This window comes from Proteus hauseri (assembly GCF_004116975.1).
In the GTDB taxonomy this organism is placed as follows: Bacteria; Pseudomonadota; Gammaproteobacteria; order Enterobacterales; family Enterobacteriaceae; genus Proteus; species Proteus hauseri.
In genome coordinates this window covers 3,799,269-3,812,133 of sequence record NZ_CP026364.1, presented here as the reverse complement: position 1 = coordinate 3,812,133, position 12,865 = coordinate 3,799,269, and the positions used below count along the sequence as shown (strand labels likewise).

The 12,865-nt window shown below is 37.3% G+C and carries 10 protein-coding genes; 4 read left to right on the top strand and 6 right to left on the bottom strand.

What is annotated here, in order from left to right; genetic code table 11:
- Nucleotides 1–514 precede the first annotated feature (514 nt).
- Nucleotides 515–736, top strand: a complete 222-nt coding sequence (locus PH4a_RS17535; RefSeq protein WP_129041612.1) for a hypothetical protein — start codon at nt 515–517, stop codon at nt 734–736.
- Between the two features lie 536 nt (nt 737–1,272).
- Here PH4a_RS17535 and mgtE read toward each other — a convergent pair.
- The 6 genes from mgtE to purM all read right to left on the bottom strand — a co-directional run bounded on the left by mgtE (nt 1,273) and on the right by purM (nt 9,027).
- Nucleotides 1,273–2,736 carry a magnesium transporter gene (mgtE, locus tag PH4a_RS17530; protein WP_129041610.1) on the bottom strand — a complete coding sequence of 488 codons (1,464 nt, stop codon included), beginning with the start codon at nt 2,734–2,736 and terminating at the stop codon, nt 1,273–1,275.
- A 234-nt stretch (nt 2,737–2,970) separates the two neighbouring features.
- Nucleotides 2,971–4,503 carry an exopolyphosphatase gene (ppx, locus tag PH4a_RS17525; RefSeq protein ID WP_129041608.1) on the bottom strand — a complete coding sequence of 511 codons (1,533 nt, stop codon included), beginning with the start codon at nt 4,501–4,503 and terminating at the stop codon, nt 2,971–2,973.
- A 4-nt stretch (nt 4,504–4,507) separates the two neighbouring features.
- Nucleotides 4,508–6,589 carry a polyphosphate kinase 1 gene (ppk1, locus tag PH4a_RS17520; RefSeq protein ID WP_129041605.1) on the bottom strand — a complete coding sequence of 694 codons (2,082 nt, stop codon included), beginning with the start codon at nt 6,587–6,589 and terminating at the stop codon, nt 4,508–4,510.
- 47 nt (nt 6,590–6,636) lie between these two features.
- Nucleotides 6,637–7,227: a spermidine N1-acetyltransferase gene (gene speG / locus PH4a_RS17515; RefSeq protein WP_064720246.1), complete on the bottom strand. Its 591-nt coding sequence runs from the start codon at nt 7,225–7,227 to the stop codon at nt 6,637–6,639.
- Nucleotides 7,228–7,333: 106 nt separating this feature from the next.
- A complete protein-coding gene (gene purN, locus PH4a_RS17510) occupies nt 7,334–7,963 on the bottom strand; it encodes a phosphoribosylglycinamide formyltransferase (RefSeq protein WP_129041603.1) in 630 nt (209 codons plus the stop codon).
- Nucleotides 7,964–7,986: 23 nt separating this feature from the next.
- On the bottom strand, nt 7,987–9,027 hold the full coding sequence (purM, locus tag PH4a_RS17505; RefSeq protein ID WP_129041602.1) for a phosphoribosylformylglycinamidine cyclo-ligase: 1,041 nt from the start codon (nt 9,025–9,027) through the stop codon (nt 7,987–7,989).
- A gap of 230 nt (nt 9,028–9,257) precedes the next feature.
- Here purM and upp point away from each other — a divergent pair, with 230 nt between their 5' ends.
- From upp to PH4a_RS17490, 3 genes are all read left to right on the top strand, one after another.
- Nucleotides 9,258–9,884 carry a uracil phosphoribosyltransferase gene (gene upp / locus PH4a_RS17500; RefSeq protein WP_064720243.1) on the top strand — a complete coding sequence of 209 codons (627 nt, stop codon included), beginning with the start codon at nt 9,258–9,260 and terminating at the stop codon, nt 9,882–9,884.
- A gap of 103 nt (nt 9,885–9,987) precedes the next feature.
- Nucleotides 9,988–11,289 carry a uracil permease gene (uraA, locus tag PH4a_RS17495; protein ID WP_064720242.1) on the top strand — a complete coding sequence of 434 codons (1,302 nt, stop codon included), beginning with the start codon at nt 9,988–9,990 and terminating at the stop codon, nt 11,287–11,289.
- Nucleotides 11,290–11,597: 308 nt separating this feature from the next.
- Nucleotides 11,598–12,803, top strand: coding sequence for a mechanosensitive ion channel family protein (locus PH4a_RS17490; protein ID WP_129041600.1), 1,206 nt, complete (start codon nt 11,598–11,600; stop codon nt 12,801–12,803).
- Nucleotides 12,804–12,865 lie beyond the last annotated feature (62 nt).

Sequence of the window (12,865 nt, the reverse complement as noted above, 5' to 3'; positions counted from 1 at the left end):
TATATGAATAAATTGTTGTTTTTATCACTTAAATTTAAGGTTAATTTGGTTTTTTATAAAATATTCTTTAAATATATCATAGGCCTTTAAATTAAAATTTTTAAATAAGACTCAATATATATTGAATATATTAATGACAAATTGACTCTTTAATTTAATAGTTAAATAATCAGTTTTAATATTTATTATTTATTGTAAATTAGATGATAACTAGAGAATTGATAAAGCATTTATTGTATGGATGGATAATATGAGCTGTTAATTATCTTATTATTGGAATATTCAACTATATGTTAAATTTAATTTCATTGAAATTTAATGTTAATAATTTAAATAATATTGGTATTAAATTGCTTTTAATTTTATTTTTTTGAATCTATTCGTGTCTTTTTATGCACTGTGTGATTTTCAAATCTATTATTCATTAAGGAGAAATAAAATTAGAAATAAAGCGCAAAAAACTAATTATTGATTATAATTACATCAATGAGTCAATCAATATGTCGGAGGGTTTATGGTCTCAATTTCAATGAGTGCTGTTCTCTTAACCGCAATTGCTCTATTTGCAATACTTTCTATCGTCGCATTAGGTGGGAGTTTGGTGTTAAAAGGTATGCTTAATAATATTGAGCAAGGTGATAGCTATTTATTGAGAGCATCGGTAAAAAAAACCTTTATTACATCGCTAGTGGTTGCATTACTGCTAGTTTACTATTACCTCTCTACAACAGCTTAGTTCTTTGCATTATGTACTTGCCAGTGCTGTTACAAGAAAGTAATGGCACTGCATTATTAAATATATAATTTCAATTCTTGGATTTTGCTACCTCTTCTAATTTAGCAAAATTATCTTATGCTTGGCGCATATAGCAGCCATTATCTATCGCCATTGAGCCTTGATAACGTTTTACACTTAATGGCTGAACACGTTTAAGATCATCAGTGAAATCTTCAACTTACCAATATAAGACAATCTCTTTTTTTACCAAAACCTATTTGCTGATCAGCTTGTACCACTTCGATAGTAAAATTATTCAGATGCAATAAAATCAAAACCAGCTAAATACTCAGTCGTTGCTGTAGGAAAAGTTTGTTGATATTAAGCTAGACTGTCAAAAACATTAGCAACATGAATAAGGATCACGTTTGGTTTAATAATCATAATATTGAGTATTTAAGAAAGACGAAGAGCAAAGTCTTTATGATAAGAGAAATAAAAACGCCACTGACTAGGGTATCAAGTGCAGTGGCGTAATTTTGATAAGGATAGTTTTAGACTAAGAACAGTGTTGCTAAGCCTAAGAAGATAAAGAAGCCGCCAGTATCAGTAATTGCCGTGATCATAACGCTTGAGCCTATCGCGGGATCTTTACCCATTTTAATCATGGTCAATGGAATAAGTACTCCCATTATAGCGGCCATTAATAGGTTAAGTATCATCGCCATTGTCATTACAGCGCCCATGGCGGCATCACCATAGAGTAAGAAGGTGACAACACCCATGATACCCCCCCAAACAATACCGTTGATTAACGCAACGCCGAGCTCTCTTAAAATAAGGAATGAGAAACTACCAGTTTGAATTTGGTGTAAAGCTAATGCACGAACAATCATCGTGATAGTCTGGTTACCTGTATTACCACCAATACCTGCTACTATCGGCATTAAGGTTGCTAAGGCAACAAGCTGAGAAATAGTATCTTCAAAAACACCGATAACACGAGAGGCAACAAAAGCAGTACATAGGTTGATTGCAAGCCAAGTCCAACGGGTTTTTACTGCTTGTCCTACTGGGGCAAAAACGTCTTCTTCAGGGCTTAACCCCCCCATACGACGAAGATTGGTATCACTTTCTTCATGCATGTTATCAACGATATCTTCAACGGTTAGTCGCCCCATTAAAAGGCCGTTGCTATCAACAACCGCGGCTGAAATTAAGTCATAACGTTCGAACGCACCTGCCGCGTCTTCTCCTTTTTCTTCAGGCATAAAACTCACGGTGTCAGTTTTCATTACCTCTGAAACTAGTTTTTCAGGAGATTGCGTTAATATTGTAGTTAAAGGCAATTCACCAAGAAGATGATTAGCGCCGTCGATAACAAAGATTTTATCCGTTGCTTCAGGGATTGAGCCACGTTGACGTAAATAGCGTTGAACTGTTTTTAAAGAAACATTGCCGCGCACAGTCACGAATTCAAAATCCATCATCTGGCCGACGCTGTCTTTTGGATATTGAAGGACTTCTCTAATTCTATTACGCAGACTTGGTTCTAAATAGGTTAGAAGACGACGCATGGTATCGCGGGGTAAATGCTCTGCGATATAAGCTTGTTCGTCGACATGTAATGTTGCAACCGAGCGTAATAGCTCTCGGTCTGTCATATCTTTAATTAAACTGTCCCAAACGGCGACAGAAGCTTCGACTAAAACAGCACCACGCTCATTGTTATCAACTAAGTGCCATAACGCTAGACGTTCATCATAGGGTAAAGCTTCAAGAATATCTGCAATATCTGCCGCGTGTAGATCTTGTAGTAATTCTCTTACTGTAGTGATTTTCTCATGAAGTTCTTGGTGGCTCAGTCTATCATTTTCACTTGCTTCCCCAAGAACGGTTTCAACAAAGTGATCATCTTCGAGAAAGATGGTCAAAATTTGCTGACGCAGGTGAGCCACTTTTTGTGAATACGGATTGATGGCAGCCGCAGTATCATTGTTGATAGCTGGTTGAGACATGTTATTCCTTTTTAATTCTTACGAGGGAGATAACCATTTAAATATTAATTATTCCATTTGAGGATGATTATCGGTTTTCTCCGTATAAAAAATATGAATCTTGAACAATATTGTATTGGTGATGTTCATATTATCGTCACAAATCAAACCTATGTTGTTATGTGATAGTCGTTGTAAGATAAATGCAATAAAAGACGCTCAGGCTAGCGTCTTTTTCTGTATAATATCATATTGTTAAGCAGATTCCTCTTTTATATCTAGTTTCCAGCCGGGAACTGACTGCCAATGCTCTTGTTCTTTTTCTAAATCGAGTTCCATCAATGTGTTATCGGAAAGATAATTTGCAGGAAAATAAAGAGTCCAATGGTTTTCATCAGTGACTAAACGCAGAGATGCTGGTTTTGTCGTCGATTGTCGCTGATTATTAAGTAATGTTGCTAGTCTTAATATTTGCACTAAAGGGAAATATTGTTTCTTTTTATAGAGATTAAACCTTGGTAGCTCATCTAGTTTAATCCCCTTACGGTGATAACGAACCAGCGTTGTTAAAAGTAGCTGCTGTTCTTGGTTAAAGCCGGGTAAATCAGTATTAGACAAAATATAAGCAGAATGACGATGTAACCCACTTAAATTAATACTTAAGCCAACCTCATGTAACATAACCGCCCAAACTAAAATTGCTTCTAAGTCAGGTTTTGCTAATTTTGGATTTTGTTGTGCCCACTGTGCATAAAGCAACTGCATGGTTGTCAATACACGTTTAGCTTGTTCTCTATCTATATTGTAGTGTTCTGCAAGACTTTTTGCGGTACGCTGGCGAATATCTTGGTGACGAAATCGGCCTTCCATTTCATAAAGTACACCTTCGCGTAATGCACCATCAGATAAATGCAGTGCTTTTAAGCCTAATGAATCAAAAATTCCACATAAAATAGCTAAACCTGGCACAAATACATGTTTACGTTCATCAGATAAACCGGGTAGGGTGATATCTTTGAATTTTTTAAAACGCAATACTTGCTTAGTGAGCATAAGTAAGCGCTCTGGGGTGATAACACCATCTTTTTCACCAAATTCAACCAGAATTTCATGAGCTGCTTTAATAGTGCCAGAGGCACCTAAAGCGACATCCCAACCCGTCATTTTATATTGCCATGCAATCTTTTTCATTTTTCGTGCTGCTTTTTCGCGTGCTTTGCGAAATGCAGACTCACTAATTTTTTGTTCAGGAAAAAATTGACGGCTAAAACTGACACAGCCCATACGTTGGCTTTCGATTAGAATAGGTTCAAAATTTTCACCAATCACCAATTCGGTAGAACCTCCGCCGATATCAATAACGAGTTTGCGCCCTTTTTCTGATTGAGTGTGTTCAACGCCCATAAAAATAAGTCGAGCTTCTTCATGACCCGAAATAATTTCAATAGGATAGGGCATAACTTCTTTTGCGCGTTGAAGAAATTCTTTCGCGTTAGTGGCAACACGTAGTGTATGTGTACCCACAACAGTGACATTTTCAGCAGGAAATCCTTGTAACCTTTCAGCAAAAAGAGAAAGTGCAGAAAGACCACGTAACATTGCTTCTTCGCTTAATTCATTGTCATTATTAAGACCATCTGCAAGATATACACGTTGTTTTAAACGGCTTAATACTTGTAATGCACCGTTAACGACACGGGCAATAATCATATGAAAGCTATTAGAACCCAGGTCAATAGCCGCAATTTCCAACGGGCGTGGTGAAGAGTCTTCTTGTGATAAAGGCATATGATTACGCTCGTGATTCAGGTTGTTCTAACGATTTAATATATTCATAGACAGCTAATTGGGCTCGAATTTTACGTTTATTTCCACGAGGAACATAGTTATTTGTTAAGTCTTTATCAATATAACGCGCTTTTACGGTGTCATTAAATTGAATATCGAGAATATCTAGAACGCGTTGTTTTAGCTGAGGATCAAGTAACGCCACAGCAACCTCAATACGATAATCTAGATTTCGAGTCATCCAATCGGCCGATGAAAGATAAATTTTCTCATCCCCTTTGTTGGTAAAAACATAGACTCGATCATGCTCTAAAAAGCGGTCAACAATGCTAGTAACCTGAATATTCTCACTAAAGCCTTGTTGATTAGGAACTAAAGAGCACATTCCGCGCACCAATAAACGAACTTTAACCCCCGCTTCAGAGGCATCATAAAGGCGATTCACTAGCTCTTCATCGACTAAATTATTTACTTTTAGAGTAATCCCCGCCGGATGACCCGCTTGAGCACTATGAATTTCATTAGTAATTAATTGGTTAAGCAAAGTGCGTGAATTTTGAGGAGATACCATTAGGTGCTCAAAACTGACAGGGCGATAAGGATTTTCAATAAAATTAAATACCCGCCGCACTTCATTAGTAATTTCTGGGTTAGTAGTGAGTAACGAATAGTCAGTATAAAGACGGGCTGTTTTTTCGTTAAAATTTCCTGTGCCAATATGGGCATAACGCACTATTTCACCTTCTTCTAAGCGCGAGATAATAAATAATTTTGCGTGGATTTTTAAACCTGGCGCAGAGAAAATAACATGTACACCTGCTTCTGTGAGTCGTTTAGCCCAATGAATATTTGCAGCTTCATCAAAACGTGCTTGCAATTCAACCACCACACTCACACGTTTTCCATTGTGTGCAGCGTGGATCATTGAATCAATAATACGAGAGTCTTTAGCAACACGATAAATATTGATTTTTATAGAGATAACACTCGGGTCAAAAGAGGCTTGGCGGAGTAACTCCAACACATGTTCAAAGGTATGATAAGGATAATAGAGCAAGACATCGCGCTCGCGAATGGCATCAAAACCATTGCGGAAATTATCAAACCAGACATGGCGTAAGCGTGGAATTTGTTTATTTAATAAAAATTTACTTCCCTCATTTGGAAAATTAATAAAATCTTTAAAGTTATGATAACGACCACCAGCAATAACGGAGTCATTATTTGATAAACCTAATTTGCTACGCAGTAATGCAACCATTTCGTCCGGCATATCACGCTGATAAACAAAGCGCACAGGTTCCGCAGTAAGACGCTGTTTTAGTGTTGATGACATCATTTCAAGTAAACTTGATTCCATTTCCGTTGCTAAATCGTATTCTGCATCACGGGTCATTTTCATGGAATAAGCATTTAAAGAATCATAATTAAAAAAGCCTTTAAATACTTCATCAAGGCAATAACGCAAAATATTATCCAACAAAATCATCGATTTCTTTTTACTACGGCCTTGATCTGTTGGCAAAATTACAAAACGAGGCACTTTATCTGAAGGAATTTCTAACAAGGCATAATTGATATTTTGACCTTGTACAATTTCGATAGCTAAATAAGTATAATCATCTTTAAGAAACTCAACTAAATTCGTTTCAGGATTAATTAAAATAGGAGTGATATGTTTTCTTAAATTTTGTCGGAAATATTGGCGTAACCAAATTTGTTGATTAGGCGATATTTGACGTTCGTTGATTAAAAATATTTGATTTCGAGCCATTTCAAGTAGCAGATCATTATATAAAGCATCAAATTCTTGATCGGCCTTAGCTACTTTTGATTGTATTTTTTTTATGAGATGGCGGGCATGGCTAGATCCAGAGCGTGAACCTCGTTCTTCGTTGATAAGAATACGGCGTTTTACATCGGCAAAACGCACTTTATAAAACTCATCAAGATTATTTGAATAGATCCCCAGAAACCTGACTCTTTCAATTAACGGGTTTCGTTTATCAGCCGCTTCTTGTAATACGCGTTCATTAAACGCTAACCAACTGATTTCTTTGTCAATATAGAGTCGTTCCTGGGACATCTGAACTCCAACACGGGTTAAAGTAAAATCATAATATCTGAATTTTATCAGACATGCTGCTTTATTGTCGCGCCTGGTTTAACGAAGCTTTCAGGCTTGGTTTCTTTTGCTTTTTGTTCAAAATAGGGGGCTTGGAATGTGCACATTCTAATCGCAGAGCGATAGGAACCATTGACAAAAAACTCATCTATTAAATCACCTTCTTTTTTAAAGCCAAGTTTTTCATAAATATGAATCGCTTTGGCATTCTCTTTATCAACGATTAAATAGAGTTTGTATAAATTAAGTACAGAAAAAGCATAATCCATTGCGAGTTTTGCTGCACGAGCGGCATAACCATGCCCTTGGTGTGCTGGTGCGATAATAATTTGGAATTCGGCACGACGATGGACATAATCAATTTCAACAAGCTCAACTAAACCGACTTTAGTGCCTTCGCTTTCAGCAATAAAGCGTCGTTCGCTTTGGTCATGAATATGTTTTCCGTAGAGATCGCAAAGCTCGATAAAAGCTTCGTAGGGTTCTTCAAACCAGTAGCGCATAACGCTAGCATTATTATCGAGTTGATGAACAAATGGGAGGTCTTCTCGTTCAAGAGGACGTAATTTTATAGGTGGAACTTTCTTACCACCGGACATAAGCACCTCGGTGAATGCATTAAATTAAACAAAAAAAGAGTGACATAAAAAAAGCCACGCGGGCTACAGTGTAGCACAAAGTGACTTTTTACCTTAAATGAAATAGTTAGTCTAAATTATCGAAAAGCGCGACACCATCTAGAAATGATTGATTATCAACCATTTTTAACCGTTCCTGAGCTAACCAACTAATTGCTAATGGATAGATTCGATACTCTTGAGTTTGTATTCTGGCTTGTAGTGATTGCTCAGTATCATCGGGTAATACAGGAATACGAGCTTGAATAATCATTGGGCCACCATCGAGTTCTTCAGTAACAAAGTGGACGGTAACACCATGAAATGAATCTTTATTTTCCAATACTTGCCGATGAGTATGCAATCCGGGGTATTTGGGAAGCAGTGAAGGATGAATATTTAATAAGCGCTGCTGATAATGAGTGACAAAAGCTGGCGATAAAATACGCATAAAACCAGCAAGTACCACAATATCAGGCTGATAAGCATCGATTTGTTCAATCAATGCTTCATCATAAGCGACTCTACCACCAAAGTTGGCTGGGTCGATAAAATGAGCAGGAATATTAGCAAGCTTTGCGCGTTCAAGCCCATAAGCCTCGGGTTTATTGCTAAATACTGCAACAATATTACCTGCTATTTTATTGCTTCTACAGGCGTCGATAATCGCCTGTAGATTGCTACCATTTCCTGAAATTAGAACAACAATATTTTTCATTCGCACGTTTCAGTTAATATTTTTTAACTAATAACAACTTGAGCTTCATTTGCCGCCTGAGGTGCAATTTCACCAATTAACCATGCTTTTTCACCACTTTCATTCAGTAGTGCGAGTGTTTTTTCAACATCAGTTTGGTTAATTGCGATTAGCATACCCACGCCACAGTTAAAGGTGCGATACATTTCATGTGTGCTAACTTGTCCTGCATTTTGCAGCCATTGGAAAACTATTGGCCATTCCCAGCTATTACTATTAATACGCGCTTGCGTGTTTTCAGGTAGAACGCGAGGAATATTTTCCCAGAATCCACCACCTGTAATATGAGCAACAGCATGAATATCAATATTTTCAATTAATGAAAGTAGTGATTTTACATAAATGCGAGTAGGGGCTAATAAGTGATCAGCCAGTGTTTTATCACCTAATGGGGTGTTTTCAGCGGATGTATTGCTGACTTCAAGAATTTTACGGACTAATGAATAACCATTAGAGTGTGGGCCGCTTGATGCTAGCGCAATTAATGCATCACCTGTTTTTACTTTGCTACCATCAATAATTTCTGATTTTTCAACAACACCGACACAAAACCCAGCAATATCATAGTCGTTGCCATGATACATGCCTGGCATTTCTGCTGTTTCACCACCAACAAGAGAACAGCCTGATAGTTTACAACCTTGTGCAATACCAGTAACAACTCGTGCTGCGGTATCGACATCGAGTTTTCCTGTGGCATAGTAGTCAAGGAAGAATAGGGGCTCTGCGCCTTGAACGATTAAATCATTGACACACATTGCGACGAGATCAATGCCGATATCATCGTGACGATTCAAGTCCATCGCAAGGCGAAGTTTAGTACCAACGCCATCAGTACCTGAGACTAAAATGGGTTCGCGGTATTTAGTTGGGATTGCACATAATGCGCCAAAACCACCTAACCCCCCCATAACTTCAGGACGGCGAGTCTCTTTTACTACATCTTTGATACGTTCGACTAAAGCGTTACCTGCATCAATATCGACACCGGCATCTTTATAGCTGAGAGAGGATTTGTTTGTCACTTCGGGCCCTCACGGCAAGTTGCGTTAAGATAAAATGTGTGCGGATGCTATTCTAACAGGCTAAGCAATCGTTTGCGAGGATCTTCTTTTTAGATCACAATTATTCATGTTGGTGCGGTTAAAAGCTGTGCGTTTGATCAATATCAATAGAAAAACGATGGATTGTTGACAAAAAAGCGGTATAATCTCGCGATTTTTTTGTCAGGCTGCGTCGTACATTAGGAGAAATTATGAAGATCGTTGAGGTAAAACACCCACTCATTCAACATAAATTGGGGCTGATGCGAGATCATGATATAAGCACTAAGCGCTTTCGTGAACTGGCTTCAGAAGTTTCCAGTCTACTGACGTATGAAGCTACCGCCGATTTAGAAACAGAAACAGTAACAATTGAAGGTTGGTGTGGCTCGGTAGAGATAGAACAGATTAAAGGAAAAAAAATCACAGTAGTTCCTATCCTCCGTGCAGGTATCGGGATGATGGATGGAGTATTAGAAAATATTCCTAGTGCCCGAATCAGTGTTGTTGGCGTTTACCGCGATGAAGAAACATTAAAACCCGTTCCTTACTTCCAAAAATTAGCATCCAATATTGAAGAGCGTATGGCTCTTGTTGTTGACCCAATGTTAGCAACAGGCGGCTCTATGATTGCCACAATTGATTTATTAAAAAATGCTGGCTGTACTTCAATCAAAGTATTAGTACTGGTTGCTGCTCCAGAAGGAATTAAAGCATTAGAAGAAGCACATCCAGATGTTGAATTATATACTGCATCGGTTGATAGCCATCTTAATGAGCACGGGTACATTGTCCCAGGTCTTGGTGATGCTGGTGATAAGATATTTGGTACGAAATAATAATTAAGCCGACTTTGATAGTCGGCTTTTTTTTGGACTACTTATCTTTAACTAAACGATATTCAAAAATCATTTCACAACATACTAAAGAGAGGTCGTAAGCATGACTCGTCGTGCAATCGGGGTAGAAGAGCGCCCACCATTATTACAAACGATTCCGTTGAGCTTCCAACATCTGTTTGCAATGTTTGGCGCTACCGTACTTGTGCCAATTTTATTTAAAGTAAATCCGGCAACAATACTATTATTTAACGGGATCGGAACCCTGCTTTATCTCTTTATCTGTAAAGGACGCATTCCTGCTTATTTAGGTTCAAGCTTTGCGTTTATTTCTCCAGTGCTTCTTTTATTACCTTTAGGTTATGAACTTGCACTTGGGGGATTTATTGTTTGTGGGGTGTTATTTTGTCTTGTTGCTGGAATTGTGAAAATAGCAGGGCGAGGATGGATTAATGTGATGTTTCCACCTGCGGCAATGGGCGCTATCGTTGCCGTTATTGGTTTGGAATTAGCAGGAACTGCAGCTGGAATGGCGGGTTTATTACCTAGCGCAGATAATCCTGTAGATAACACAACATTGCTTATTTCAATGGTTACTCTTGGCGTAACAATTTTAGGTTCTGTTATGTTCAGGGGATTCCTTGCAATTATTCCTATTCTTATCGGTGTATTAGCGGGTTATGCGCTCTCTTTCTTTATGGGAGTTGTTGATATTACACCAATTAAAGAAGCTAATTGGTTTGCATTACCTACTTTTTATTCACCTCGGTTTGAATGGAGTGCCATCTTTATTATTCTGCCAGCTGCATTAGTGGTTATTGCAGAACACGTTGGACACCTTGTTGTGACTGCAAATATTGTGCAACGCGATTTGATGAAAAATCCTGGTTTGCATCGTTCTATGTTTGCAAACGGTTTCTCTACCATTATTTCAGGTTTCTTTGGCTCTACACCTAACACCACTTATGGTGAAAATATTGGCGTCATGGCAATAACCAAAGTCTACAGTTCTTGGGTTATTGGCGGCGCTGCAATTTTAGCTATATTACTTTCTTGTATCGGTAAATTGGCAGCGGCAATAGCTGCGGTACCTGTACCTGTGATGGGCGGGGTTTCATTACTGCTTTATGGGGTTATTGGGGCATCAGGTATTCGCGTGTTATTAGATTCTAAGGTTGATTACAATAAGCCTCAAAATTTAATATTAACTGCAATTATTCTGATTGTTGGTGTGAGTGGTGCTTCAATTCAAATTGGTGCTGCTGAATTAAAAGGTATGGCGCTAGCAACAGTAGTTGGTATTGTGTTAAGTCTGGTCTTTAAGTTAGCCAGTATTCTTCGCCCAGAAACAGAATTGGTGGATAACACCCTTGAATCTGTTAATGAGCAATCAAATAAAAAGTAATTCTAAACTATACGCATAAATATATACATTGACGCGCTAAAGCAAAAATATCGAATTTAATTAAAAGGTGGCTAATCCCCACCTTTTTTATTGGTGAATTTTAATTTTGCTGGCTTAACTCGCTAAGATTTTTACTATAAATAGTGTTTAAAACTTAGAAAAGCGCTTATTTATCCATATTGATGTTTATTTAAATAAAATAAATGAGACAATGATAGCCAGTGCTGTATGAAATGTAGTTGTTACTTGCATTTTTTGTGGTGTGTCTTCAAATGATTAACAGTATTTAAAAGGTGCGAGTGTTATTTATGGAAGAGCTGGTTAAAATTTACGACTTCATTGTATCAAAGCAGATTTTCACTACACTATTTTTAGTTGTTGTGTTATTGACGGTGTGGTTTCTTGCCAAGATGATTTTTCGCAGAATAGTAAAACGCTTACTGTTTTTATTTACTGAATTATCTGATGAAGAGACTATTGGTGATATTGCGAAAAGGAGTGCATCAATTGTTGCTGTAACATTGGTTCTTTATATCAACCAGTTGTTACCTTCTTTTTCGCCAGAAATGAATATTATTTTTGAAACAGTATGTCGCGCCTTTATCATCATAAATACGGCTTCGCTACTCAATAACGCGCTTGATATTTTTAATCTGAGACACGCTAAAAAAACCTGGCATCGTAATAACTCAATTAAAGGTTATATAGAAATTGCCAAAATTATTGTTTGGCTCATCTCGTTTATTTTGATCCTTGCTTTATTTACTGAACAATCACCGCTTATTATTATCTCCAGTTTTGGTGCTATTGCTGCTGTTTTAATGTTTGTTTTTCAGCACACTCTAATGTCTTTTGTTGCTAATATTTTGATTTCTAATGGCAAAGTATTAAAACTTTATGATTGGATAGAACTACCAAGTAGTAATATTAGTGGTGAAGTAATAGATATCGCACTACACACTATTACTGTCCGCAATTGGGATAACACTATTTCACGTATTCCAACAAAAGATTTCTTAACAGAAAAATATACTAACTGGCAGCCTATGTTTTCTTCTGGTGGGCGTCGGATTAAACGTAGTTTTTATATTGATCAATCTTCTATTTCATTTGCAACAGAAGCGCTATTTAATGAATTAAAAGACACGCCAGCTTTACGTAAAAGCATTGAAGCCATGCTTGAAGAAAAAGAAGCAGATATTGAAAATATAAATGAATGGATGGTCAGCAAAGGTGTGACTAATCTGCAGTTATTTAGAAAATATATGCTCAATTGGATAAAGATGCGCGGTGATGTCCGGGCTGATATGTATTTAGTTATAAGAACAATGCCACCAACCCCAATGGGGCTTCCTGTAGAACTATACTGCTTTACTCGAGCAACAACATGGATTGAATATGAAGAGACGCAATCAGAAATTTTTGAGTATATTAATGCGTCAGCAAAATATTTTAAGCTCGACATTTATCAGCAGCCTTCGGGAAATGATTTAACTAAATTAAGATTTAAATAACTTAGCGGATAGTAACCGAATATTAAACAGTCTATTTATGGTTATTAAATAGACTAACTAAT